Below are 26,139 nucleotides of genomic sequence, written 5' to 3' on the forward strand. Positions count from 1 at the left end.
TAATTCAGCAGCTAAAACGTCCAGATGTTCCCATGTTTATCGTTTAGTTTTTGGGGATTCGGCAAGAGTGCCGTAGGCGATCGCCTGTGCCAGTTGCGTAAGTCCTGTCTAGGATGCTTGGAATATCCACTCCAATAACAAAAGCTTCTTCATAGCGTTTTTGAAATTTTTTCTCACAGGAATAAAAAATATTTCTGGGAAGGGATGGGATATGTCTGGAATTACTCTCTCCTTTAAAATATTGCTGCATTACTTCATAGCAATCTTGCAATTGACCTTGTGTAATATTAAAAACTTTAGATAATTCTTTATGTAAAGCTTCAAACTCATTCCTGTGAAATTGAGAAAATAAATACTCTGGCATATACTAAAAGCTATTTATGATGCACTATAAATATAGTTTGCCCATAACCATCCACAGAATCACAAATCCGCTCTAAGTATTATCGACGGTTCTGCTAATGGTTAATATTTATTAGGCTGGACAATTAGATTGGACAGTAGTAACACAAAAAATGGGATACGCAACTTGCTTATCCCAATAAAAAATTAAGTTATATCTGCAACTTTCAATTATCAAAGAAAGATTAAATTTCCTGAAACCCTAAGTAACAGCGTATTCTGTAAACTTACGCATAAATGGTGAATGAAATCCGATGACAATATCTTGTTTTGGTACACCATTTTTAATTAATTCTTCTGCGAAGTCAATTTCTGTACCATTATATTGCAGCCATATTTTATTATTTTTAATATCAAAATGCAGCACACAACCATAAACGCGATGGCGATTGCGCCAACCTACATTTACTAATTGGTAATGGTCATGTTCTGTATCAAAAATCATTTGTCTTTCTACATCATCTTTGGTTGTAGCTTCAGTAACATAATCTACAATCAATTTTTTAATAATCTCCCGATATTCGACTATTTTATCCATCGTTCAATCACTTCCTGTTCTGGTTCGTAAATCAGCAGCTTGAGGTTTTGAGACTGGATAACGATTTGCACTAACTCAAGTTTAAAAAACGTTTCATAAGTGATGCTGGGAATAGCTAAATATAATTCTCTGTCTGGTTCCTCTTGACTCAACGCAGTTCGGTAATTAATAAACTGTCCCAAAGCTGTGTGAAATTGAGAAATTGCCGAACCGCCAATAAAACTTTTGATTTCAACGGCTATTTTTTCTCCTTCTCTCTCAGCTGCAATTAATTTTTCTGCACCTAAATCGATATAAATTTCAACTCCACCAAAATTTAAATATATGGGATCTTCTGTAATTATCCATCCATCTTTTTCAAGTGCATTTTTAACTGCATCGTGAAAGATATCTTTTGCTGGCATAGCAATATTTAGTTTAATTTAACTGCAACGCTGTGCATAATTATTAGCCATATTATTCCAATTATATCTCAAAGCTAGAATCAGCAAGGCTTCAATACCTAACAACCATCTATAGGAATCATATTTGATTTCTGAAAAACACGTAGGGTGTGTTACCGCGAAGCGTAACGCACCGTTTTTCAGAGGTTTGGTGCGTTAGCCTGAAGTCATAACGCACCCTACAAGTACCTAATTTTATTCAAAATTCAAACCGGATTCCTATACAAAGGGATAGAGTATTCGACTAGATTTTTTCAACAACTGATAAATGACACTCGAAACGCCATAAAAATGGGATAGGCAACTTGCCCATCCCAATCAAAAACTAAGTTATATTTGCCACCCTAAATTTTTAGGGTAAGCTTAGGTTCCAGAAGTCCAGGAATTGATGTACTCAATTTGGTCTGCTGTTAGGGTATCAATGTGAATTCCTAGCGCTTGTAATTTCAAGCGAGCAATTTCTTCATCTACTTCTCTAGGAACTGAGTGTAAACCGGGTTCAAGTTTACCTTTGTTCTTGACTAGGTATTCCACAGCTAGAGCTTGGTTAGCAAAGCTCATATCCATCACGGCGCTGGGGTGTCCTTCCGCAGCCGCGAGGTTAATTAAGCGACCTTCGCCTAGTACAATCACTGATTTACCACTAGGTAATCTATACTCTTCAGTGAATGGGCGTACTTGCTTGACTTCTGTAGCTTTAGATGCCAAGTATTTCAGGTCAAGTTCAATATCAAAGTGACCGGAGTTACAAACGATCGCGCCGTCTTTCATGACATCGAAATGTTCGCCGCGAATTACATGTTTGTTACCTGTAACTGTGATGAACAAATCGCCTTGAGGTGCAGCTTCTGCCATTGGGAGGACGCGGAAGCCATCCATTACGGCTTCAATTGCCTTAATTGGGTCAATTTCGGTAACAATGACATTTGCACCTAAACCACGGGCGCGGAGTGCTGTACCTTTACCACACCAGCCATAACCAACTACAACGATGGTTTTACCAGCTAGCAGGATATTTGTAGCGCGGATAATTCCGTCTAGGGTTGATTGGCCTGTACCGTAGCGGTTGTCAAAAAAGTGCTTGGTGTCTGCATCGTTGACGTTGACTGCGGGGAAGGTAAGAACGCCATCTTTGAACATGGCGCGTAAGCGCACGATTCCGGTTGTGGTTTCTTCGGTGGTACCAATCAAATCAGCAATTTGATGTTGACGGTGTTTAACCAAATCCGCAACCACATCGCTACCGTCGTCAATAATAATGTTGGGGCGATGGTCTAAAGCGATTTGCACGTGGCGGTTATAAGTTTCCGCATCTTCGCCTTTAATCGCAAATACAGGAATTTCGTAATCGGTGACTAAGCAAGCTGCTACGTCATCTTGAGTTGATAGGGGGTTACTAGCAATCAATACTGCATCAGCACCACCAGCTTTCAGGGCGATCGCTAAATGTGCAGTTTCGGTGGTAACGTGGGCACAAGCCACTAGTCTCAACCCTGCAAAGGGTTTTTCTTGAGCAAAGCGATCGCGGATTTGCCGTAAAACTGGCATTTCGCGTCCAGCCCATTCAATACGCTGTCTTCCCAAGGGAGCTAGGGCGAGGTCTTTAACCTCGTGCTTTAATCGGGGAGAAGTTGCGGTCATCAAAAATGTCCTCTAAAAAGTCAAAAAAGGTACGTAACCTTTACGTACTCTAATAGATTATTCCACGACTCGCAATTTTTGGTTGTCATCACCAAACACTAGTCGAGGGTTCTCTGAACTAGCTTGACGTTTGATTGGGTTTCTGTCAACTGAAAACAGATGTAGCAAGATGAATTTATCAACTACTAAATATGAATTTTTGAATTAGGAAGCTATTGCCAGTTATGAGTATATGTACTGGATATTTAATTTATACTTTTTTCATTTTTCCTTTATCCTGGATCGGAGTAATATCCAAAATTCCTGTAGTTATTGCCCACAGTAAACAAAGTATGATGTCATCTGCCTAAAGATACATTTTCCTGAAATTCAAAAATATCTCATCCCAAGAGACAAATTCAACTTTAGATAGGTACATTTACTTAAAATTATTGTGGAGGATAACTGGGCGGGTATTCCATAGAAGATGTTTAGCAAGGAGGTTTTGGAGTGCGCTTGAAATTTTTGGCGCTGATGAGTTCAATGGCGATCGCTGTTGTCTCAGTCCCCAAAGCTACAGCTCAAATTCCCTTTTTACCGAACTTGCCAACTCCTAGTAGTGTAAGTAAAGATTCAAACAATCAAATTGTCAGTGGCTGGATCTATTTAGACGGTCGCAGGTTGTTTCAGATAGCAGCAACAAGAACCAATTTCCCAGAGCGATCGCAAAATATTCAACAAAACTTGAATGAAATTAGCCAAAGTTATCTGCGTTCCTCGGCACAGTCAATTAATGTCCAGGTAGAAAATACCAACAATGTGCCTGTAATTACCATTAACGGTCAATATCTCATGACTGTCACTTCCGAAGACGCCAGACTGCGAGAGGAAGATGCAACTCTGAGCGCCAATCAAATTGCAGATACATTGCAAGATGCTTTTCAAAGGGCAAAGCAAGAGCGGAACACGCAATTTTTAATTGACCAAGGTAAAATAGCAGCTGCGATCGCCTTAGCAATGATGGCTGCTAGTTGGGGTGTATATCGTTGGCAGCGTCGGTCGCAAAAAAATGCCATACATTTGAGCCTTCCGGCTTCGCGTCAAACGCAACAAATTACCACACAACTAAATCAACAACAATATCGGCATTTAGACGAAGTTAAAAAACGTCTGTTTCAGCTAACCCAAGCGGGAATTTGGGGCGGTGGTACATTCACAATTTTGGGTTTATTTCCCTACACCAGAATTCTGCAGTTAGGAATTCTCTCAGCAGCCCAAATTCCCCTGAGATTGGGGATTGTGGCGCTAGGAACTTATGTAGTAATTCGTTTTAGTTATGCGCTAATTGACCGCTTTACCTCCACCCTCATTAACAGTGGTGCTTTATTTAATTCGGACACTTCCGAACGCTTGCAATTACGTGTTTCTACCTTTTCCGGTGTAACTAAAAGTATTGCCACTATTACCTGTGTAATCGTTGGTTTTTTCCTCGCCTTAGTCGCCTTGGGAATAGATGTAGTTCCCTTATTAGCAGGTGCAAGTTTAGTGGGTGTAGCAGTTTCTCTAGCTTCGCAAAACCTAATTAAAGATGCGATTAACGGCTTTTTGATTATCCTAGAAGACCAATATGCCTTAGGCGATGTGATTAACGTCGGTACTGTTGGCGGCTTAGTCGAGAATTTGAATTTGCGGATGACTCAAGTCCGCGATTCAGAAGGAAGATTAATCACCATTCCCAATAGTGAAATTAAAATCGTCGCCAATCTTTCTAGCCGTTGGTCTAGAGCCGATTTAACCATTCCTGTAGACTACCAAGCCAATATTGACGAGGTTTTGCAGTTAATTAGTACTGTTGCTATGGATATGGATGAAGATCCGATATGGCAACATCAAATTGTCGAGACACCAAAAGTTTTAGGGGTTGATAATTTTGGCGATCGCGGTTTAATTATTCGTGTATGGATTAAAACCCAGCCTCTCAAACAATGGGATGTAGCCAGAGAATACCGTCGCCGTCTCAAAATCGCCTTTGATGAAGCTGGAATTACGATTCCTGTACCTCAACAAGCAATTTGGATTAACGATGTGCAATTGCAGCAACTTCAGGAGAATGGCAAAGTAAATTAACTATTTCTGGTAAAGGTACAAAATCTTGTACCCTGATTGTCTTTAATTCATCCCCCTTATACCAATTCACGAAATTACTGATACAAATCACTTCCTCTGCCCCTCTGCTTCCTCTGCCCCTCTGCTTGCCTATGTGTATCATTTTTAAAGTGAAGCGGTATTACTCCCTGCTCCCCTAATGTTTCAAGTTAGCCCCTAGCCCCTATTTTTAAGCTAGGTGGCAGTTTTCTTCTTCCTTAAGAAGGATGGCAGAGATACAGAAGAGCCGACAAATTATAAATACAAAAAGTCGTTTGAAATTCAAAATCGCAAATGCCACATGTCTTACTCGTGGATGATGAAGCTGCTCTGCGCGACAGTCTCACATATACATTACAAAAAGAAGGCTACACAGTGAGTACAGCCGTTGATGGGCATAATGCAATCAAACAGTTCCACAAGCAAGTACCAGATATCATTTTGTTAGATCTGATGCTTCCTGAAGTTAGTGGTATGGAAGTTTGTTGGCGAATTCGTGCCTTCTCTAATGTGCCTATTGTTATGCTCACAGCTAAAGATCAGGATGTAGATAAAGTTTGGGGTTTGGAAGCTGGAGCTGATGATTATGTGACTAAGCCCTTCAATACTCGCGAATTGCTAGCACGCATCAAAGCCGTGTTGCGTCGTCGTTCAGACGAGGACAAGCCTTAATGAAGGGCTTCTTTTCCCGAATTAAGTTAAACACCATTCATGCCAAGCTGTTAGGCACATACTTGATGCTGACAGCTTTTGGTACATCGCTGCTAGCCGGTTATATTCTCTGGTCATTCGCTGATTATTTTATGCGAATGCGACAAGTTGATTTGGATAACTGGACGGGTGCTTTAAGTGAAAGTGTTGCAGATGCACTCACAGAAAAAGATATTAATCGAGTGCAGTTGTTAGTCAAGCGGTATGGCGCACCGCAAAATGTTACTCTGCGTGTTTTCACTCAAGAAGGCAAGCTAATTGCTACATCCGATCCAAAGCTCGACTCTCAAGTGAAAGATTGGGATCGGGTTCCAGGAATGCGCGTAGCTCTCCAAAATCGCGTAGATCAAGGAATCGCCAAAGGAGTTTTATCCAATCAAGACAGACTCTATATTGCTCGACCAATTGAACGCAACGGTCAATTTTTAGGTGTATTGCGCATGTCGATGACGCTGGAGCAATTTCAGCGACAGTTTGCGCGGGTATTTTGGAGTGTTTTAGGTACGCTAGGAATCACCATTTTACTATGTGCTTTTATTAGCAGTCGCTTCGCGCGTAGTCTCGCCAAACCGATTGAGATTATGCAGCACTTTGCTATTCGCTTAGGTGGCGGACATTTTGGCGATAAACTCACGATTCATGAGAATAATGAGTTAGATCAATTAGCCGCCGAACTTAATCGCATGAGCGAGCGGTTAGCGTCTTTAGATCAAGAACGGCGAGTGTTTTTAGCCAATGTTTCCCATGAACTGCGTACCCCGATAAGTAATGTTCAGGTAACAGTAGACGCACTCAAAGGGGGAGCGTATGAAGAACCAGAATTACGCGATCGCTTTTTTCTCACTATCGACAGCGAAATCAAACGTTTAGCTCGTTTAATTCACGATCTCCTCGATTTAGGACGTTTAGAAGCAGGAGTTACCAAACTCGAACAGCAAATCATCCCCCTGGGGGGATTAATTAACCGTGCGGTCAATGCAATCGAACCGCGAATGCAAACTGCGAGAATTTCTTTGGAAGTGAAGGTAGAAAATTTACCGATCGAAGCCGATCCAGAGCGATTATTACAAGCGATTCTTAATTTATTGGATAATGCGATTAAACATTCACCCCCTAACTCTCAAGTCTTGATTTCTGGATACAGCAAAGGAAAACAAGCGATTATTCAAATTCAAGACCAAGGAAAAGGGATTAAAGAAAACGATTTACCCCGAATTTTTGAGCAATTTTATACTACAGACCCTTCTCGTAAAAGTAGCGGTAATGGTTTGGGGTTAGCAATTACTAAAAGAATTATCGCAGCTCATCAAGGTAGTATTACAGCTAGTAGCATTCCTAATCAAGGGGCAACTTTTACGATTTATTTGCCTTTAAAAGGCTAAAAATCAGAGATTTACACACACACATATATATATATATATAATTAGTTATATAGCAATCTTAAATGAATTATAAATACTTATACCAATTCAAATAATCTTGCGACATATCAAAATATTCTAAAGGGCATGGCAGTGCCAGTGCCCCTACCATTTGTCGCCTTCTTTTTTCCAATTGGTATTATCTTCCTTGTCCCTTTTGTTTGCATATCAAATAGGATTGCTATATGTAAGGTGAGCAACGCTTACCTAGATATACTATTGCTGAGTTTGCTAATAGTTGAGGCAAAAGAACAGTAGTATAACTATTGACCGTTGGGAAATCTTGACTTATGAAAGTAGCTACATAAATAAGTCAATAATTATGACGGTTTATAACTTGAAAAAATCTGCCTTCTGTTTCCGAGGTATCTTATCTGCATTGTTGGCTATTTTAATTTGGTCAACAATGGGTACAACTGTCAAATTAACGTTATCAAATGTTGATAGTTTCACCACGACATTCTATGTTACCTTATTATCTACTTGCATTCTTGGTATCTATATTGTTATGCAAAAAAAACTGCCCATTCTCTACAAAGAATGGAAAAATCAGCAGTTTTTCTTCATAATTGCGGGAATTATGGGTTCAGGAATTCAACCAATCTCCTGCTTAAAAGGTTATCAACTTTTACCGGCTTCCCAAGTAGTGGGGATATTTTATATATATCCACTGCTGATGACACTCTTTGCTGGTTTTTGGTTTCACGAACGCTTATCCTACAAATCAATTTTGCTGCTAATGACTGGTTTTGTGGGAGTATATTTGTTGATTACCCAAAATCAATTATTAAGTATTCAACTAAATTTTGGGGCTTTCGCCACCTTCATCGCTGCTGCAACTTGGGCTTTTTTCTGCGTGCTAATTCAGCATAAAAAATTTGATGCGCATGTAGGAATATTTCTGTTTAATGGCTTTGGTATGTTGTTTTTACTCGGTTTAGTCCCAGCATTTGGGTTGACATGGACATTAAGCATAACTGAATGGTTGGGTATTATCTATTTAGCAGTATTTACTTCTATTATTGCGACTTTACTTTGGAATCAAGCATTGCATCTCAATTCAACACAAATATGTTCAATGCTCGCATTATTAACTCCGCTATTTGCCCTCATTCTGAATATGACAATTCTCCATGAATCAATTGTACCTACTCAATTAATGGGATTTGTCATCTTAATTGGCTCAGTTGCTTTCAATCTTAGCGGCTGTTTACGATTACAGCATATTTCAGGTAAATGAGGTACGCGCTTCGGGGCATGGCAGTGCCAATGCCCCTACAATCAACGATTATCTGTACCTCACCAACTTGCAATTCGCTGTAAAATCTAGCTGTTAATTAAGTGAAGGTAAGAGAAAATGGTAGGCAAGCGTTGCTCGTCTACTATGACTTTTTTGATGATGAGCGTTTTTTGACGATTGCTGCAGATATAATTGCGCAATAAAAATGATCTTTGTGACCAATTCCATCGTCTCACAGCTTGGGAACGGGAGATGAGGAGATGGGGCTTCTCTGGAAGACTTGAGGCGCTAAACAAAGCTATACCAAAGGCTGTCTAGCATTTTGCATAAGTTCCACCCCCCCGGAAATATCTAAGTTTCAGCAGCATTCCCCAGGATAAAAGAATGTCTAATGAAACAAATATAAATAATAGTCCGATTGAGTTATCACCAGAAGAACTCGACGCAGTCTCAGGTGGAATCGATATTTATCTATCTGGCTCAACTTTTGAACAAAGAGATATATTTTCCGTTAACCGCAGGAGTTCTCGCAGAAACAGCAGGAATTCTCTTTTTAGCTCTTCTTATATATCTTCCTCAGCATTTCAATTTATCGGTTTGGGCTTTAGTTCCGTTAGCGATGCGCTGAGTTTTGTCAGTGGTTTCGCCAAGCTTTTTGGTAGGAAATGAGAGGAGTGTTGACGGTTGACTGTTGACTGTTGACTGTGGTAAGGGCGGGTTTACAAATATCTTCGCTTTTATAACCCGAATCTCGGTAAACCCGCCCCTACATAGTGTCGAAGTGTTGACGGTTGAGTAATGAGAAATTAGGGGTGAAGGTTGCAGAATTTTTCTCCCATTCGTTGATTTATAGGGAGTTTATCAATGGCAGAGGATCTATTAAAAGAACTTAGTAATGAAGATATAGATTGGATGTTGGCGGTAGGAAGTCAAGCAGAAATTGCGCCGGGAAAGGTTTTAATTCAACAAAATCAACCCTTGGATGCACTCCATATTCTCCTTGATGGTGCGTTGACAGTTTCACTAAATCAGTCGGATAATAATCCGTTGGGACGTGCTTTTGCAGTGCTAGAAGGTGGGACTTTACCCGGAAGAGAAATTGCGCGGTTATCTAGTGGGGAGATGGTAGGGGAAATTCCCTTTATTGAAACTTATCTACCTGCAACTACTGTGAGCGCGAAAACCAAATCTTTGGTATTAACAATTCCCAAATTCCAGCTAATCCAAAAACTACAACAAGATTTGAGTTTTGCGGCGCATCTCTACCGCGCTAGTGCAGTGCTGTTAGCCAATCGTCTAGAGCAAATGATGAATCAACTGGGGAACAGTACGGTAGTTTTGAGTCAATCACAACTGCGGGAAGCGTTGATTGTGTTTGCAGAGTTACAGGATGCTGATATTGATTGGTTAATTGCGGCGGGAAGAGTCGAACAATTTGCGGCTGGTTCTATCTTAATTCGCGGCGGTAGACCTATAGAAGCGTTACATATTTTACTTGATGGGGCTGTGGCGTTAAATGCGGCGACAGGAGAAATTAACCCTTTAACGAGAGCTTTTTCTAATTTAGAAGATAGCCAAAATCAAGTCTTAGAAAAGGAATTTGCCCGATTATGGCGGGGCGATATTGTGGGCGAAACCCCATTTATTGAAGTCCAACCGCCAGCAGTGACAGTGAGGACAATACGGAATTCACGAGTATTATCAATTCCTAAGTGGCGATTGTCAGCAAAACTATTGCATGATGTCGGCTTTGCATCTCGATTTTACCGCGTGTTGGGGATTTTGTTAGCGGATAAACAACAAGCGATCGCTCAACGCTTAGGATATGGGCGACTGACTTACAGTAGCGGACAATCCTTAGACCAATCCTACGCTAACGAACTTAATCTTAATTCTCTCTCACAAGTGGCGTTAGCCGGAGCGCGGTTTGACTGGATGCTCAAACGGATTGGGATTGAGTGATGGGCATTGGGCATTGGGCATTGGGCATTGAGCATTTATTTTATTACTCCCTCTGCCCCCTCTGCCTCCTCTGCTTCCTCTGCACCCCTTCCCTAGCCCCTAGCCCCTAAATAAAGGTGAAAAAATGGTAACACAGCAAGATACGCAGAAACGGAATATTTTTCGTCAGGAAGCTTTAGATAGGGTTGCTTCGCCGGAACAACTCGATCAATTAATTAAGGTAACAAATCCGAAACGCTGGTTTTCGCTGCTGGCGCTGGGTTCCTTGGTAGCGGTGGGAACTGCTTGGAGTGTGTTTGGGCGTATCCCGATAGTTGTCTCTGGAAGGGGGGTATTAATTTATCCCAGTAAGGTGGTGACTGTGCAAGCGGCTAACCCTGGAAGGATTTTAGCTTTAAATGTGCAAGTAGGCGATCGCGTCAGAAAAGGTCAAGTGATTGCAACTATCGATCAAGCTGAATTACGCAAGCAATTGCAACTAGCGCGAGAAAAATTAGCACAGTTACGTTTTCAAGATGAAACCGCCAATCAAGTGCAAACACAGCGTTCTAATTTAGAAGAGATAGCGATTCAGCAACAGCGTCAAACATTACAAAGAAGTTTAGAAATCGTCCAATCTCTCACCCCTGCGTTACGCGAACAAACACAAACTGTAATGAAACGCGAACGTCTCAATCTGCAACAACGTATCCACACCTTACAAGAATTATTACCGACTTACTATGAAAGATGGCAAAATCGGAAAAATCTCCTTAAAGAACGCGCTATTCCCCAAGATACAGCTTTACAAGCAGAGCAAGACTATAAAAATGCTCAAGCACAAATCAATGAAGCCAAATCCCAATTAAATCAATTGGAATTAAGGGAAACTGATACCGAACGTCAGTATATGAATAATCTCAATCAAATTAATGAGATTCAAACCCAATTAAAAGCTTTAGAAAGTCGTCAAGCAACCCAAAAAGAACAAGATTTCACCACTGTTACTAACAGAAAAAAAGAGATTCAAGAAACGCAACGTGTAATTGCTCAATTAGAATTACAATTACAAAACAGTAGTCAAATTGTCAGCGATTACACCGGAAGGATTCTAGAGATTACCGCCAAACCAGGACAACAATTAGAACCAGGTGGAGGAATTGGGACAATAGCAGCTAATGAAGAATCTGCGAAATTAGTTAATGTGACTTTTTTACCTGTGAGTGAAGGTAAAAAAATTAAACAGGGGATGTCTTTACAAGTTACACCTTCTACCGTGAAACGCGAAGAATTTGGGGGAATAGAAGCAAAGGTAACCAATATTTCTGCATTCCCCGTAACACAGCAAGGTGTAGCCAGTTTAATTGGTAATCCTGATATTTTACCAGGTATATTGAGTCAAGGAGCGCAAATAGCAGTTTTTAGCGAACTTCAACCGGATACTTCTACTAATAAAAGCTATCGTTGGTCTTCATCAAAAGGGCCTGACTTAGAAATTACAGCAGGAACCACAACTTCTGTAAGGATTACAGTTGAAGAACGCGCACCGATTACCTTTGTATTACCTATTTTCAAATCTTTGACAGGATTGGGGTAATTCGTGATTTTCAAGAGGTTTAATCTTCTTATATTCCAAATAATTAAACCTCTTGCATAATTTCTCTGCGTCTCTGCGTCTCTGCGTGAGATAAAAAAATGAATTGAACCGCCAAGAACGCCAAGTGCGCCAAGGAAGAATAGATAGAAAGAGAGTTTGCATCACTTAGTTAAAACATGAAATTTTTATTTAATAAAATCCCTTCAATTCGCCGCACACCAACATTACTCCAAATGGAAGCAGTAGAATGTGGTGCAGCAGCTTTAGGAATGATTTTAGGTTACTATGGCAGAATTATACCCTTAGCAGAATTACGCCAAGCTTGTGGAATTTCTAGAGATGGAAGTAAGGCTTCAAATATTTTAAATGCGGCGCGGAGTTACGGATTACAAGCTAAAGGTTTTAAGGCAGATTTACCAGCGTTAGAACAAATTCAATGTCCCTATATAGTCTTTTGGAATTTCAACCATTTTTTAGTAGTTGAAGGCTTTAGTAAACAGCGCGTATATTTAAACGATCCAGCGACAGGAAGAAGGACGGTTTCTGTAGGGGAATTTAGCGAAGCTTTTACCGGGGTAGTTCTCGTATTTGAAAAGGGTACGGATTTTAAATCGGGGGGACATAAACCAAGTTTAGTTTTAGCTCTAACTTCACGATTACGCGGTTCAGGTTGGTCTTTAATTTATTGTGTATTGGCGGGATTTTTATTAGTAATACCTGGTTTAGCCATCCCCACATTTTCGCGAGTATTTGTAGATGAAGTATTAATTCAAGGTCGAGATGATTGGTTACGTCCGCTAATATTTGCGATGTTATTTACTGCTTTATTAAGTGGATTATTAACACGCTTACAATTACAGTTATTGCGACGACTAAAAATTAAATTAGCAATGGGAATGTCGAGTAAATTTATTTGGCATCTGCTCCATCTTCCTGTAAGCTTTTACGATCAACGTTTTGCTGGGGAAATTAGCAGCAGAATTCAACTTAACGATCGCCTCGCCAATCTCCTCTCTGGTAAACTAGCAACAACGGTAATTTCTGCCGTGATGGTAATTTTTTATGCCATTGTTATGTGGCAATACGATCGCCTATTAACTCTGATTGGTATTGCCTTTGTGGTTGTCAATCTCCTAGCTTTGCAGTGGGTAGCTGGATTGCGGGTTGATACTAATATACGCCTCATGCAGGAACAAGGCAAAGTGAGCGGTGTTGCGATCGCAGGTTTGCAAAGTATGGAAACCCTAAAAGCTTCCGGTTTAGAATCCGATTTTTTCACCCGTTGGGCTGGATATTACGCCAAAGCCATCAATGTGCGTCAAGATATGGACAATCTTAATCAGAGTTTGGGAATATTACCCAGCTTTTTATCTGGAATTACCTCCATGTTATTGCTGGTTGTCGGGGGATTCCAGGTTATCAATGGGGGGTTGAGTATTGGGATGTTAATTGCATTTCAATCCTTAATGCAGCAATTTATGCAACCAGTGAGTCAACTCATCAGTTTAGGCGGTGATTTACAAGAACTGGAAGGCAATTTAAATCGCCTAGATGATGTCTTACGCAACCCGGTGGAAGACAGCAGGGGAGCAGAGGAGCAGAGGAGCAGGGGGGATTGGTGTGTCGTTTCCCCTAAACTAGAAGGATATCTCGAACTGCGTAACATCACCTTTGGCTATAACCGAACTGCACCACCGTTAATTGAAAATTTTAGTCTTTCCCTCAAACCAGGACAACGTGTCGCCTTAGTTGGTGGTAGCGGTTCCGGTAAATCCACCATCGCCAAGCTAGTAGCCGGATTATATCAACCTTGGGCAGGGGAAATCTACTTCGATGGACAACCTAAACAACAAATTCCGCCTCAGATATTGGTAAACTCCATCGCCACTATTGAACAAGACATTATGCTATTTGCTGGTAGCGTCCGCGATAACCTCACCTTGTGGGATACTACCATTCCTGATAGTAACTTAATCCAAGCTTGCCGCGATGCTGCTGTTCATGAAATTGTGCGATCGCTTCCTGGCGGTTATAATGCAGACTTATTAGAAGGCGCAAGTAACTTAAGTGGGGGACAACGTCAAAGATTAGAAATCGCCCGCGCCTTAGTCAATAATCCCTCAATTTTATTAATGGATGAAGCCACCAGCGCTTTAGATGCAGAAACCGAAAAAATCATCGATCAAAACCTACGTTTACGCGGCTGTACCTGCGTAATTGTCGCCCATCGTTTGAGTACAATTCGTGATTGCGATGAAATCATAGTTCTCAGTCGTGGTAAAGTCGTTCAACGCGGTACTCACGACGAATTAAGTCAAGTCGAAGGACATTATTTAGACTTAATTAAAAGCGAAGGCTAAACCCAAAAACTCTCTACAACTCTCCTTTCTTGGCGTCCTTGGCGTCTTGGCGGTTCATTTTTTATTTTTTTCAACCACAGAGGCGCAGAGAACACAGAGGTAAGAGTTTAAAACATAAATTATTATCTAGATATTTAAACTTATGCTATCTGAAGAAAATCAAACCAACCCACTCAGTGAATCATATATATTCAAAAATAACGACCCCCTACTACTCGACAACCCAGAAACAATTTGGCTAGTCAAATCCGGTTCCCTCGCCATCTTCGCCATTAACTTCCAACATGGTATACCCAAAGGAAGACGACGCTATCTATTTAGCGTCAAAGCTGGCGCAGCCATGTTTTCCGCTCAATTAAACTCCCCAAACGGACATTATCAAATCCTCGCAGTTGCTTTAGAAGAAACCGAACTATTACAAATTACCAAATCCGAATTTTCTCCCACTTCCACACCCGAATTAATTGAAAATTGGGTACAACTTCTTAGTTCATCCGTTGCTGAAATTATCTCCCCAAAAATCCCCACACCTGCGAACATTCCCGGATGTACTATATTAGGCGAAAAAGAAATATTTCAAGCACCACACGACATGGTTGTGTGGGCGCAAATTCTCCAAGGAAAAGGTAATTTATTAGGCTTAGATAGCTTAGAAATCACTTCCGAAATTGGACGCATTCCTTTATATGGATATCTCTGGTTACAAGCCCAAGATGTAATTGAAATTGATGCTGTATCTACTACAGATTTAGCCGATACTCATACATTATTAACCGGATTACATCATTTACAAATATTTGTTTTACAAGCAATTTCCCAACTCGAACAACAAGCCAACACCGCAGAGTTAGCTAGATTTCAAGCCAGGGAACGGTTAAATAATCAAGCGATCGCTTCTACTCTGGGTAACTTTGCTAACATCTTTGATGCTGACACAACGCCTACATCTCCCACAAAACCTGCAATCGACTCCGAAGAAGCACTGTTATTTGCGACTGGGGCAGTAGCAAAAGTATTAGATATATCTATTCGTCCCCCAGCTAACTCAGAAGACTTGCGCCGAGTACGCGATCCCTTAGATGCGATCGCGCGGGCTTCCCGTATCCGCATCCGGCGCATCACTTTGCGGGATAATTGGTGGCAGCAGGATAGCGGCGCTTTACTGGCTTATACTGTAGCAGATAACCGCCCGGTGGCACTGTTACCCATCTCAGAGACGCGCTATGAAATTATCGATCCGATAGAACAAAAGCGGATAAAATGCGATCGCCAAATAGCTGCAACGATATCGCCTACCGCTTACATATTTTATCGTCCTTTACCAGCAAACCTCAAGGTGCTGAACTTAATACAGTTTGCCTTTAAAGGACGTTCTAAAGAATTAGCGACAATTTTATTTACCGGAATTGCGATCGCTTTATTGGGGATGATTACACCCCAAGCCACCGCCATTCTCATCGATCAAGCCATTCCTGATGCCGACAAATCGCTATTGTACCAAATCGCCTTTGGTTTAGTAGCCACAACTCTAGGCGCAACCCTATTTCAACTTACCCAAGGCGTAGCGATTATGCGCTTAGAAACCTTTGCCGATACTTCTACCCAAGCGGCAATTTGGGATAAATTATTAAATCTCAAAGCTTCATTTTTCCGCCAATATTCCATCGGTGATTTAAGCGCCCGTGTTGCCGTTATTAGCCAAATTCGCCAAAAACTCAGCAATACATTACTCAAAACTTTATTTTCGAGCTTCTTTTCCCTGCTAAATTTAGGATTGCTGTTTTACTACAGTCCTTCCTTAGCCTTGATTGCTGTTTTTGTCGCCTTAATTAATATAGCTGTCACCATTATTTCCGGTATTCTCACCATCCGCAAAGTCCGCCCCTTACTAGAAATGCAAGGTAAACTCTTTGGGATGATGGTACAAATCATTAACGGTGTCGCCAAATTTCGGACTAATGGCGCACAACCGAGAGCATTTGCTTACTGGGGTGGGCAATATCGCCAGCAATTACGCTATATGCTCGACGCTCAAAGTATCGAAGATAATTTGGTAGTAGTGAACAATCTTCTTTCCGCCTTAACTCCGGTGATAATTTTTGCCTTCGCCACCAATTTACTGCAACAATCCCAGGCGCATGGTGGAACTTTTTCTACGGGAACATTCTTAGCCTTTAATGCAGCATTTGGTACATTTATTAGTGGAGCGACGAGCTTAAGTAGTACCGCCGTAGATATCTTAGAAGCTTTACCATTATGGGAACGCGCCCAACCTATCCTACAAGCTACCCCAGAAGTTGACGGTAGCAAAACAGATCCAGGTAGATTATCAGGCAGAGTTGAGATTAGCCATGTAATTTTTCGCTACCGCCCAGATGGCGCACTTACCTTAGATGATGTCAGCTTACGGGCAGAACCAGGAGAATTTATCGCCTTGGTGGGGCCTTCGGGGAGTGGTAAGTCTACTTTATTTAGATTGTTGTTAGGATTTGACACGCCAGAATCCGGTAGTATTAATTATGATGGGCAAGAACTGTCCGGATTAGATGTCAATGCTGTTCGCCGTCAATTAGGCGTAGTCTTGCAAAACAGCCGCTTAATGTCTGCATCCATCTTTGAAAACATTTCCAGTAATGCTGTTATCTCAATGGAAGAAGCATGGGAAGCTGCGAGAATGGCGGGTTTAGCCGATGATATCGCCACCATGCCAATGGGGATGCATACCGTAGTCAGCGAAGGCGGTACTAACCTTTCTGGCGGACAGCGACAACGGTTACTTATTGCCAGGGCGTTGGCATTACGTCCCCGAATTTTGGTGTTTGATGAAGCCACCAGCGCCTTAGATAACCGTACCCAAGCGATAGTTAGCGAAAGTTTAGAAAAGCTGAACGTTACCCGGATTGTTGTTGCTCATCGCCTAAGTACCATTCGCAACGCCGATCGCATTTATGTATTGGAAAATGGTAGGTTAGTCCAACAAGGTAACTTTGACCAACTCGCCCAGCAACCAGGATTATTTAGTCAATTGATTCAGAGACAGAGATTATGATGAGTCAATGGTCAATGGTCAATGGTCAATAGTCAATGGTCAATATAGGACTTATATTTGATTTGGATAAAAAACTCAGTACACTTTTATTCCTTCTTACCTGTTCCCTGTTCCCTGTTCCCTCCCTACGCAAATAATTTCAGTAATCAAAGCGGATTCCTATCAATGTAGTATGCACACATTGTCCCCTATTGGAAAGCCTGTATGTCACAAGAAACAAGGCCGATAGCCATCAATGCGGCTGATGTACCCGCAAGGACTAAAGCCTCTAACTATCCTGAACCATTCGCTTCCCGGATGCAAGGAAGAGAGAAACGTCCACTTGGCGACTTATTTGGACTGACAAACTTTGGTGTAAATCTTACACGCTTAGTACCTAATGCTGTTTCCTCTCTCCGTCACGCTCATACCAAGCAAGACGAGTTCATTTACATTTTACAGGGGTATCCCACACTACGCACAGATGAGGGAAATACTTTACTTGCTCCCGGTATGTGTGCAGGTTTCAAAGCTGGTACTGGTAATGCGCACCATCTGATTAACGAAACTACTGAGGATGTTGTCTACCTAGAAGTAGGTGATAGAACTGCGGGAGACGAAGGACAATATCCTGATGATGATATTCAGGCTTTGCTTGTGGATGGTAAATGGAAATTCATCCACAAAGATGGAACGCCTTATTAGTCAATAGTCAATAGTCATTGGTCATTTGTCATTTGTCATTAGTTATTAGTTATTAATCTCCCTTGTCCTCCTTGTCCCCCTTGTCTCCCTTGTCCCTTTTTCCTGATTCTCTCCGCTTAAAATTAGTAAATACTTCGGTTGTTCCTAGATTCAGGTTGATGATAAGTTGCTTACAGCATCTAATTTCAAGGTTATTGTATGGCAAGCACAATCATTGATCCTGGCGATTTTAGTGACTATAGCAGTCGTCAAGTGACAATTGAAGTTACAGGGGGTTGTCATCGAGAGTTAATGCGGAAGGCACATTATACGAAGACAATTCCATATAATTGTCTGTCGCAAACGCTTAAAAGCATCAATCGTCAGGGTGGTAAAATTACCCGTGTCACTTTATCACCTTCCCATCATTCAGACGCAACAATTGATTCCCCTGAGTCACTAGTTAAAATCGCTGACAGTGATTTGCTTTCTTCGGCACATGAAGAGATACCAACTTTAGCTCAAGTACAGTTGGAAGAAGCAGTTATTCCTGCGGTTAATGCAGTGTCTCACGCAGAAGAGTATACGTTTAAAGAAGAGTGGTAAGCGAGCGATTAATCAATTTTGGATTTTAGATTATCCACATAGTTAATTTGGGATTTTGGATTAGCTATACAATTAAATTACTGGCTATTGAAGCAATTGCAATTGTACAGCTTTCATCCAAAATCTTCAATTTTGAATTTTGAATTTAACAATTTTAATTTCAATTTGCTGTATTACATAGGGTGTTAATTTCCCCTAATATCCAAATATTAGGGGAAATTTGCCATCTAAAAGTAATAAGATTTAGTCAGAATAAACATAGATTCTCTAGCTTTATATAACTATGCTTCAGATAGATAGAGGTGCATTAAAAGCCAGAAATACATTATTTATTATGTTTCTGGTGCTTTGTCTTTTAGATATTACCCTAGTAACAATTGCCAGAGATAAATGGGCAATTGGACGTATCTTATTCACAATTGGCGTTATGTATTTTGTTTTCCAGGGACAGAAATGGGCGAAATGGCTGATGATTGGTATTTGTAGTTTCCTGACTGTGATTTTAGTCACAATGGTGATAGCACTGATTTCAAAATTATCCAGTTTGCTCATTGTCGGTAGTTTGATAATGGCAGTTCTCAGCGCAGTTATTGCGATTTATATGGCTAATAGCAAAGATTTAAATCGTTACTTGGCGTGGAAACGTCAATAATTAGAAACAAAATTTAGCTAAAACAAAAAGAAGCCTCTCGCTTACTGCGACAGCAGAAGCGATGAGATGAATTTTTGGGTGGCGACGAACTGACCCCTAAGCAATTCAAGCCGAAGGTTTGACAGGACAAGGGGTCGGTGAGGAGTCACCATGATCCCTTGTTTTTCTGGTAGAATTATTTTGGCTAACTTCGCCCGTATTGGTGTCTGATAAGCCTCTGCCCAGTGGCACTGCGATCATTGGTAAGCGACTCCGTTGCACAGCATAAAAGTAAGTAGGCACATCTTGATTAATACGAATTGCCTGAGGGTTTGTCCGATAGTGCGAACAAGCCAGCATCTCATCCAGGACAGTAAAATTCGTAGGGTACAAGGTAAGTCTTCGGCTTCGCTCAGACTTACACCGAGCGAAGCCGAGGTGTAAGAAATTGCATAGTCTGCGGAGGGGCTTCTCGTGGACTTAAAACAAAGCTCAGTTAATGTCCGCGGGATACCGGGAGTCGCTGAGAAGCCTACACTGTATTGCTTACAATCAGTGTAGGAGTATGTCACACACCTGAGTAATTTTGTTGATTGAGGCGATAACCCATGCTGTGAATTGTCTCAATCAAGTCTTCATTCGCTCCAGCTGCTTTAAGCTTTTGACGCAAACCCCGAATGTGAACTTTAACTACATGTTCTTCTGGTGGTGATTCTAACGCCCAGACATGCTCAATCATCACACGGCGACTGAGAACGCGGCGACCATTGCGTAACAATAGTTCTAAGATTCCGTATTCTTTGGGTGTTAAATGAATCGGGGTTTGTCCGTAGCTAACTTCATAGGTGCTGGGATTAAGACGCAATTCGCCCCATTCTAAAATTGGTGGTGATGTTACACATCCGCGACGTAGCAAGGCGCGAATTCGTGCAAACAGCTTTTGTAAATCGACTGGTTTGACTATATAGTCATCTGCTCCCATATCCAGCCCATTAATTTCATCGTTGATGGTGTCACAGGCGGTGAGCATGAGGATCGGCCAATTATAACCATGCGATCGCAATCGCTGGCAAAGACTCATACCATCTAATTCTGGTAACATCACATCCAGCAACAGCAAATCATAATCTAAGGTTTTCGCTTGATACCACCCGGCTTCTCCATCATGGACAACATCAACCACATATAGCTGATCGGTTAGAGCTTCTGCCAAGGTTTCTGCAAGGCGCACATCATCTTCAACCAGGAGAATCCTCATAAAAAATTGCAATTACGTTTGACTATTCTGCGTCTTTAGACCTGAGATCCCCTCCATAATTTTACTGCGCTTCGTGAGTCAATGGTTAGAGACGCGATGAATCGCGTCTGTACAATTGTCATTGTCTTCCTTGTCCCTTGGCCTTTTTTTCATACATCAAATAGGATTTTTACGTCTAGCATATTTCGTGACTAATTTTCTCAAATAAATATCACAGAATATTAATATTTATAGATTTTGGTGATTCTTTCCGATTTCTTTACCGTTTTCTTACCAGTTTCCTTACTAGCGGTATGTGATTATTTAGCAGAAGCCTGGAGGAAATAGTAATACAAATTCTTTGAAAGAGGAAAAAATCTCAACTCACAATTCCTAATGAAATCTTACTTACTTAATTTTTAGTTTTGCATTGGTATAACTTATGCAATTGTCTTTGTCATACCAATTGCCAAAATGATGATACGAGATTGTTTCAGACAGTCTGAGTACAGACAGTCATAAATTCAACATCTCAAGTCTAAAATTTTCTGTTGAAAATTTCTCATTTCAGAAAACTCGATCTGAGATGATTCGCCAGATTCAAAATTTCCCAAGCAACGAAAATCCAAAATCCAAAATCCAAAATCCAAAATGGTATGAGTCTCGCGATCGCTTCCGTTGGAATACTACCATCCACTGCTGAAAAAAAGTTACAAAGCTGGATTCGTAGCCGCCATGTCATTTGTGCTGGAAATTTTTTTATCTTTGAAACTGTAGACTATACAGCGCTAGAAAGATTTAGTAAATGTATTGCGGCTTTAGGGGGAACAGTAATTTCTGTAGACTCAATTGGTAAATTTTGGATCGGCGATCATCGTCAAGTCATTCTCTATCGAGTCAAAGCCAGTTTGCACACTCCTCATCATGACTTAAAAGAATACTGGATGAAATGCGGAAGTTTTCGGACGAGATTTACTCAACCAATATGAGTTGATAGCAATTTGTAATTCGTCATTCGTCATTCGTCATTCGTAATTAGGTAAATTAGATGCAGGCAAATTGATTAATTGATATCTGTTACCTAATCTGGGCTAATTGGTATTAGCAATTTCAGATTAATAGTCTTGAATTGGTAAGAATAACCAGGGGAATTACTGAGTTTTAGTAACACTATCTTCAGACTTTTCGCTTCATCGAAAATCCTAAATCTCAAATCTAAACAAATCTAAAATTGTTTAACTGGAGCATCATTATGTCAATTCCTCTGTTAGAGTATGCACCATTTTCGCAAAATCAGCGAGTACAGGGATTTGAAATTCCTGGTGATGAACAACCTAGAATTTACACCACGGATAATCTCTTAGGAAATTCCGAAATGGATCAGTTGATTATGGCATCTTACCGCCAGGTATATAACGAGCAACAGATGCTAGATAGCCATCGTCAACGATTTTTAGAGTCTCAGTTACGGGCTGGTCAAATTACTGTTAGAGATTTTATTCGCGGATTGGTAATTTCTGATTCCTTTAGAAGACTCACTTTTGATAGTAACAATAACTATCGGTTTGCAGAGATTTGCATTCAGAGGCTTTTAGGTAGGAATGTCTATAGCGATCGCGAAAAAATTGCTTGGTCAATTGTCATTGCTACCAAGGGATTACAAGGCTTTATCGATGAATTAATTAGTACGGAAGAATACCTAGCTAATTTTGGCTATGATATCGTCCCTTATCAACGTCGCCGCACTTTACCGCAGCACAGTCAAGGGGAATTACCCTTCGCCCGTATGGCGCGTTATGGTGTAGAGTATCGCAATAAACTTCCCGTACCTTTTTATCCCAATCGTCCGCTTCCCACTGGACTTTTTGACCAATTTGAGCGGTTTACTTTCTATAAATTCGTCAACCGCGCTAACTGGAATAATACCTTCGTTAGCCTTGCTTTAGCCCTAGTATTCATTATCCTGCTGCTGATGCTTGCTGAAGTTAACCACCAAGTTTGGGGTTAGGGGCTGGGGAGAGATTGTCTCGCAATTTACCTCATTCTAGAGGGCATGGCAGTGCTATATGTGTCAACTTAAGCTAAAAATAGCCTCTGTTTTAGCTTTATCGCCCGCCTGAGAATGAATTCTCAGTCTCATAGCCCAAGTAGGGGCGGGTTAAGCGAGATAGTCGTAAATTATTGGAGCATATCTGTGAACCCGCCCCTACTGAAGTAGACTCAAGATTGTGAAAATATTTAGTCATCTTGAGATGACTTTTACTATTAGCAAGGAACTTCAGTTCCTTGCGGTAACTGGGTTTCGCGTTAAATTAACACCTATGACGCGAAGCGCAATAAAAATCGCTTCATACCTACTTACCTTCTAGCTTGAAAATGCTTCTTAGATGAGTATCTATATAGGTAGTTCCAGATTGCATTTTCATTCATGGTGATGAAATTTTTTCATTGGGACTGCCCTCTGCCTTCTGCCCTCTGCCTTTATTCCCCCATTTCCCCGATAATAAAAGCATCTACTGGAATTTTGCGCCCTAATGCTCTTTTTAAAGCAATTTGATGTCACTCATATTACCAAAATCCTCAGCTTTTATGGCTTTGGTATAGGGCTGACTATTTTATTGCTTTTAGGTATCTACCTGTTGCACCGACAAATTGTGCAGCGTCAACGGGTAGAGATTTTATTGCGACAACAAAGCGATCGCGAACGGTTAGTAACTCAAATTGCCCAGCAAATTAGGCAATCTCTAGATATTGATGAGGTGTTGGCGACAACTGTATCAGAAGTACAGCGTTTTCTCCAAGCCGATCGCGTTCTCATTTATCGGTTATGGAATGATGGCACAGGTAGCGCGATTCATGAAACTGCTTTAGCGCCTTACCCTAGAGTTTTAGGGCATGTATTTCCGGAAGAAGTGTTTCCCCAAGAATACCATCAAGCCTATTCTCTAGGGAAAACCCTGACTATTGCTAACGTTGAGCAAGCGGAAATTCCCCCTTGTTTGGTGGAATTTGTTCAGCAGTTTGGCGTAAAAGCAAAATTGGTAGTGCCCATTATCCAAGAAAATCGAGAAAATTTGGATTCTGCGCCCTATCTTTGGGGTTTATTAATTGCCCATCAGTGCAGTCAACCCCGTCAATGGGAAGCTTGGGAAGTGGAATTGATGACGCAATTAGCAACGCAAGTGGCGATCGCAATTCAACAATCGGAACTGTACAATCAACTCCAGCAACTCAACGCCCAACTAGAACAGCGAGTACAACAACGCACCGCCGAATTAGCGATCGCAAATACTTCTCTACGGGCAGAAATTGCCGAACGTCAGCGCACAGAAATCGCCTTGCGTCACACCAATGACACCTTGCAAGCCTTAATTAAAGCTTCCCCACGTGCGATTGTCATGTTAGATCGCCAAGGCAAAGTCAAGATTTGGAACCCAGCCGCCGAAAAAATGTTTGGCTGGACTGAAACTGAGGTACTTAATCGCTCCAATCCCATCAGTTTAGAAGATTATCCCACCCTACAACAAAATGTTTTACAAGGTAAAACCTATTCTCAGTTAGAATTTCGCCAGCAGAAAAAAGATGGTACTCCCATTGATATCGTTTTTTCGGCTGCGCCTCTACTGGATACTGACGAACAAATCAACGGTATCGTCGCCGTCATAGCTGATATTACCGAACAAAAACGCCAAGCCGAGCAAGTAAGGTTACTGCAATCTGTGGTGTTAAATACCAACGATGCGATTTTGATTACCGAAGCCGACACAATTAACGAACCGGGGCCTCGCATTCTTTACGTTAATGAAGCTTTTACCCGCATCACTGGTTATCAACCTGAGGAAGTGTTAGGTAAAACGCCGCGCATTTTGCAGGGGCCAAAAACCGATCGCCAAGAATTGCAGAAAATTCGCGCCTCTCTGGCTAGGTGGGAACCTGTCACCGTTGAGGTGATTAATTATCGCAAGGATGGCACGGAATTTTGGAATGAATTTAGCATTGTGCCTGTAGCTAATCATCAAGGCTGGTATACCCATTGGATTGCAGTGCAACGAGATACTACCAGCCGCAAACAGGTAGAACAGGCGCTACGACAGAGTGAAGAACGTTGGCGATCGCTAATTGAAAATGCTCTGGATATCATTATGATTCTCGATCCTGATGGTACGATTAGCTACGTTAGCCCCTCAGTGCAAAAAATCTTAGGTTATGCCGTTGGCGATTTGCTGGGTAACAATGTCATGGCATTGGTGCATCCCGATGATATCGCGATGATTGGCGATCGCCTCACAAATACCATCCCTAATCCTGAACTCACCCGCCCCATTGAGTTCCGCTACCGTCATCAAGATAACTCTTGGCGAATCTTAGAAGCCATCAGTCAACCCTTTGTGGATAGTGTCGCTACGCTGCGAATCATCGTGAACGCCCGCGATATTACCGAAAGAAAGCGACTCGATGAAATTCGCCTAGCGCTAGAAAGAGAAAAAGAACTCAGCGCGTTAAAAACCCGCTTTTTCTCAATGGCTTCCCATGAATTTCGCACTCCTCTCAGCATCGCCCTAGCAGCAGCGCAAGTTCTGGAAAACTGTCGCGATGAATGGGAGACTTCCGCCAAAAGACTGCGAAATTTGCAGCGAATTCAAGACTCTGTCAAACATATGGTGCAGCTACTTGATGATATTTTAACTATCAATCGCGCCGAAACTGGCAAGCTGGCATTTAATCCCCAAGCGTTAGATTTAGAACTCTATTGCCGTGATTTTCTCGACCAAATGCGCGAAAGTGTCGGTAGTCAGCACAATCTCCGCTTTAGCTGTCAAGGACAATCCGCCCTTGTCTGCATGGATGAGAAATTATTGCGCTCCATGCTGTCTAACTTACTTTCCAATGCCATTAAATATTCTCCCACAGGCGGGGTAGTACATCTAAGTTTAGAATTTCAGTCAGATCGGCTGATCCTCGCAGTGCAGGATCGGGGAATTGGCATGTCACCAGAGGATCAAAAGCAATTATTTGAACCCTTTCATCGCGGTAAAAATGTGCGCACTATTCCCGGTACAGGATTGGGACTAGTTGTTGTGAAAAAATGTGTAGATTTACACCAAGGTACAATTAATATCACAAGTGAAGTAGGAATGGGTACTACCTGCTTAGTAACAATACCATTGCTTAGGAGTTAGGGGCATTGGGCATTGGGCATTGGGCATTGGGCATGGGGCATTGGGCATTGGGCATTGGGCATTGGGGATAGATTTTCGTGGCAAGGTTTGTGGGTTTTTCCCATGAGGGAATAGCTTGAAAGAATGATTTGTTCCCGATCCTCCTTGTCCTCCTTATCTCCCTTGTCCCTATCTTTCAAGAAAACTAATCACGCTTTCCCATGCCCTATGCCCCATGCCCATTTTCTATCTCAGTTAATTCCCACACACGCAAAACCGATACATTTGCTAGTTGCAATTTTTACTATCTTGGATAGAATGTTTACGAGTGATTTTAATGACAAAATTTCTTGACTTTGTAGTCAGATACTGAATT

At 41.4% G+C, this 26,139-nt stretch carries 20 protein-coding genes; 15 read left to right on the plus strand and 5 right to left on the minus strand.

The features are described from left to right. Nucleotides 1-43: 43 nt before the first annotated feature. The 4 genes from H6G08_RS27495 to ahcY all read right to left on the minus strand — a co-directional run bounded on the left by H6G08_RS27495 (nt 44) and on the right by ahcY (nt 3,024). Nucleotides 44-364 carry a hypothetical protein gene (locus H6G08_RS27495; RefSeq protein WP_190548848.1) on the minus strand — a complete coding sequence of 107 codons (321 nt, stop codon included), beginning with the start codon at nt 362-364 and terminating at the stop codon, nt 44-46. Between the two features lie 240 nt (nt 365-604). Next, entirely contained in the window at nt 605-940 is a 336-nt protein-coding gene (locus H6G08_RS27500; protein ID WP_190548851.1) for a XisI protein, read from the minus strand. After that, nucleotides 928-1,344 carry a XisH family protein gene (locus H6G08_RS27505; RefSeq protein ID WP_190548853.1) on the minus strand — a complete coding sequence of 139 codons (417 nt, stop codon included), beginning with the start codon at nt 1,342-1,344 and terminating at the stop codon, nt 928-930. Before H6G08_RS27505 ends, H6G08_RS27500 begins: the two co-directional genes overlap by 13 nt. 402 nt (nt 1,345-1,746) lie before the next feature. Continuing rightward, complete coding sequence (gene ahcY / locus H6G08_RS27510; RefSeq protein ID WP_190548855.1) at nt 1,747-3,024, minus strand: adenosylhomocysteinase; 1,278 nt, start codon at nt 3,022-3,024, stop codon at nt 1,747-1,749. 489 nt (nt 3,025-3,513) lie between these two features. On the opposite strand from ahcY, the gene H6G08_RS27515 reads away from it, so the two are divergent. The 12 genes from H6G08_RS27515 (at nt 3,514) to H6G08_RS27570 (ending at nt 19,388) form a co-directional block, all read left to right on the plus strand. Further along, the gene (locus H6G08_RS27515) at nt 3,514-5,130 is read left to right on the plus strand and encodes a mechanosensitive ion channel family protein (RefSeq protein WP_390626334.1); all 1,617 of its coding nucleotides are present in this window, start codon (nt 3,514-3,516) and stop codon (nt 5,128-5,130) included. 312 nt (nt 5,131-5,442) lie between these two features. Beyond that, on the plus strand, nt 5,443-5,820 hold the full coding sequence (locus tag H6G08_RS27520; RefSeq protein WP_190548857.1) for a response regulator transcription factor: 378 nt from the start codon (nt 5,443-5,445) through the stop codon (nt 5,818-5,820). After that, entirely contained in the window at nt 5,820-7,241 is a 1,422-nt protein-coding gene (locus H6G08_RS27525) for a sensor histidine kinase (RefSeq protein ID WP_190548859.1), read from the plus strand. Before H6G08_RS27520 ends, H6G08_RS27525 begins: the two co-directional genes overlap by 1 nt. A 361-nt stretch (nt 7,242-7,602) precedes the next feature. Then, nucleotides 7,603-8,520 carry a DMT family transporter gene (locus tag H6G08_RS27530; RefSeq protein ID WP_190548861.1) on the plus strand — a complete coding sequence of 306 codons (918 nt, stop codon included), beginning with the start codon at nt 7,603-7,605 and terminating at the stop codon, nt 8,518-8,520. A 384-nt stretch (nt 8,521-8,904) separates the two neighbouring features. Continuing rightward, on the plus strand, nt 8,905-9,189 hold the full coding sequence (locus tag H6G08_RS27535) for a CTB family bacteriocin (protein WP_190548863.1): 285 nt from the start codon (nt 8,905-8,907) through the stop codon (nt 9,187-9,189). A gap of 195 nt (nt 9,190-9,384) precedes the next feature. After that, complete coding sequence (locus H6G08_RS27540) at nt 9,385-10,482, plus strand: cyclic nucleotide-binding domain-containing protein (RefSeq protein ID WP_190548865.1); 1,098 nt, start codon at nt 9,385-9,387, stop codon at nt 10,480-10,482. Between the two features lie 124 nt (nt 10,483-10,606). Next, nucleotides 10,607-12,058, plus strand: a complete 1,452-nt coding sequence (locus H6G08_RS27545; protein WP_190548867.1) for an NHLP bacteriocin system secretion protein — start codon at nt 10,607-10,609, stop codon at nt 12,056-12,058. A 176-nt stretch (nt 12,059-12,234) separates the two neighbouring features. Next, the gene (locus H6G08_RS27550) at nt 12,235-14,418 is read left to right on the plus strand and encodes an NHLP family bacteriocin export ABC transporter peptidase/permease/ATPase subunit (RefSeq protein ID WP_190548869.1); all 2,184 of its coding nucleotides are present in this window, start codon (nt 12,235-12,237) and stop codon (nt 14,416-14,418) included. A 142-nt stretch (nt 14,419-14,560) separates the two neighbouring features. Further along, on the plus strand, nt 14,561-17,467 hold the full coding sequence (locus H6G08_RS27555; protein WP_190548871.1) for an NHLP bacteriocin export ABC transporter permease/ATPase subunit: 2,907 nt from the start codon (nt 14,561-14,563) through the stop codon (nt 17,465-17,467). 204 nt (nt 17,468-17,671) lie between these two features. Then, nucleotides 17,672-18,151, plus strand: coding sequence for a cupin domain-containing protein (locus tag H6G08_RS27560; RefSeq protein ID WP_190548873.1), 480 nt, complete (start codon nt 17,672-17,674; stop codon nt 18,149-18,151). 198 nt (nt 18,152-18,349) lie between these two features. After that, nucleotides 18,350-18,736 carry a rod-capping linker protein CpcD domain-containing protein gene (locus tag H6G08_RS27565; RefSeq protein WP_190548875.1) on the plus strand — a complete coding sequence of 129 codons (387 nt, stop codon included), beginning with the start codon at nt 18,350-18,352 and terminating at the stop codon, nt 18,734-18,736. 283 nt (nt 18,737-19,019) lie between these two features. After that, nucleotides 19,020-19,388, plus strand: coding sequence for a hypothetical protein (locus H6G08_RS27570; RefSeq protein WP_190548877.1), 369 nt, complete (start codon nt 19,020-19,022; stop codon nt 19,386-19,388). 547 nt (nt 19,389-19,935) lie between these two features. Here H6G08_RS27570 and H6G08_RS27575 read toward each other — a convergent pair. After that, nucleotides 19,936-20,625: a response regulator transcription factor gene (locus tag H6G08_RS27575; RefSeq protein WP_096645554.1), complete on the minus strand. Its 690-nt coding sequence runs from the start codon at nt 20,623-20,625 to the stop codon at nt 19,936-19,938. A 635-nt stretch (nt 20,626-21,260) separates the two neighbouring features. On the opposite strand from H6G08_RS27575, the gene H6G08_RS27580 reads away from it, so the two are divergent. From H6G08_RS27580 to H6G08_RS27590, 3 genes are all read left to right on the plus strand, one after another. Continuing rightward, complete coding sequence (locus H6G08_RS27580; RefSeq protein ID WP_190548878.1) at nt 21,261-21,593, plus strand: CpeR family transcriptional regulator; 333 nt, start codon at nt 21,261-21,263, stop codon at nt 21,591-21,593. 263 nt (nt 21,594-21,856) lie between these two features. Further along, nucleotides 21,857-22,612: a phycobilisome rod-core linker polypeptide gene (locus H6G08_RS27585; protein WP_190548880.1), complete on the plus strand. Its 756-nt coding sequence runs from the start codon at nt 21,857-21,859 to the stop codon at nt 22,610-22,612. A 526-nt stretch (nt 22,613-23,138) separates the two neighbouring features. Then, complete coding sequence (locus H6G08_RS27590) at nt 23,139-25,784, plus strand: sensor histidine kinase (protein WP_190548882.1); 2,646 nt, start codon at nt 23,139-23,141, stop codon at nt 25,782-25,784. The last annotated feature ends 355 nt before the right edge of the window (nt 25,785-26,139 follow it).

The sequence above is a fragment of the Calothrix anomala FACHB-343 genome, assembly GCF_014696435.1.
Taxonomy (GTDB): domain Bacteria; phylum Cyanobacteriota; class Cyanobacteriia; order Cyanobacteriales; family Nostocaceae; genus Aulosira; species Aulosira anomala_A.

Bases quoted from the DNA above. Each gene is read 5' to 3' on its own strand.
- H6G08_RS27495 (WP_190548848.1), bottom strand. From the start codon at position 364: ATGCCAGAGTATTTATTTTCTCAATTTCACAGGAATGAGTTTGAAGCT.
- H6G08_RS27500 (WP_190548851.1), bottom strand. From the start codon at position 940: ATGGATAAAATAGTCGAATATCGGGAGATTATTAAAAAATTGATTGTA.
- H6G08_RS27505 (WP_190548853.1), bottom strand. From the start codon at position 1,344: ATGCCAGCAAAAGATATCTTTCACGATGCAGTTAAAAATGCACTTGAA.
- ahcY (WP_190548855.1), bottom strand. From the start codon at position 3,024: ATGACCGCAACTTCTCCCCGATTAAAGCACGAGGTTAAAGACCTCGCC.
- H6G08_RS27520 (WP_190548857.1), top strand. From the start codon at position 5,443: ATGCCACATGTCTTACTCGTGGATGATGAAGCTGCTCTGCGCGACAGT.
- H6G08_RS27525 (WP_190548859.1), top strand. From the start codon at position 5,820: ATGAAGGGCTTCTTTTCCCGAATTAAGTTAAACACCATTCATGCCAAG.
- H6G08_RS27530 (WP_190548861.1), top strand. From the start codon at position 7,603: ATGACGGTTTATAACTTGAAAAAATCTGCCTTCTGTTTCCGAGGTATC.
- H6G08_RS27535 (WP_190548863.1), top strand. From the start codon at position 8,905: ATGTCTAATGAAACAAATATAAATAATAGTCCGATTGAGTTATCACCA.
- H6G08_RS27540 (WP_190548865.1), top strand. From the start codon at position 9,385: ATGGCAGAGGATCTATTAAAAGAACTTAGTAATGAAGATATAGATTGG.
- H6G08_RS27545 (WP_190548867.1), top strand. From the start codon at position 10,607: ATGGTAACACAGCAAGATACGCAGAAACGGAATATTTTTCGTCAGGAA.
- H6G08_RS27550 (WP_190548869.1), top strand. From the start codon at position 12,235: ATGAAATTTTTATTTAATAAAATCCCTTCAATTCGCCGCACACCAACA.
- H6G08_RS27555 (WP_190548871.1), top strand. From the start codon at position 14,561: ATGCTATCTGAAGAAAATCAAACCAACCCACTCAGTGAATCATATATA.
- H6G08_RS27560 (WP_190548873.1), top strand. From the start codon at position 17,672: ATGTCACAAGAAACAAGGCCGATAGCCATCAATGCGGCTGATGTACCC.
- H6G08_RS27565 (WP_190548875.1), top strand. From the start codon at position 18,350: ATGGCAAGCACAATCATTGATCCTGGCGATTTTAGTGACTATAGCAGT.
- H6G08_RS27570 (WP_190548877.1), top strand. From the start codon at position 19,020: ATGCTTCAGATAGATAGAGGTGCATTAAAAGCCAGAAATACATTATTT.
- H6G08_RS27575 (WP_096645554.1), bottom strand. From the start codon at position 20,625: ATGAGGATTCTCCTGGTTGAAGATGATGTGCGCCTTGCAGAAACCTTG.
- H6G08_RS27580 (WP_190548878.1), top strand. From the start codon at position 21,261: ATGAGTCTCGCGATCGCTTCCGTTGGAATACTACCATCCACTGCTGAA.
- H6G08_RS27585 (WP_190548880.1), top strand. From the start codon at position 21,857: ATGTCAATTCCTCTGTTAGAGTATGCACCATTTTCGCAAAATCAGCGA.
- H6G08_RS27590 (WP_190548882.1), top strand. From the start codon at position 23,139: ATGCTCTTTTTAAAGCAATTTGATGTCACTCATATTACCAAAATCCTC.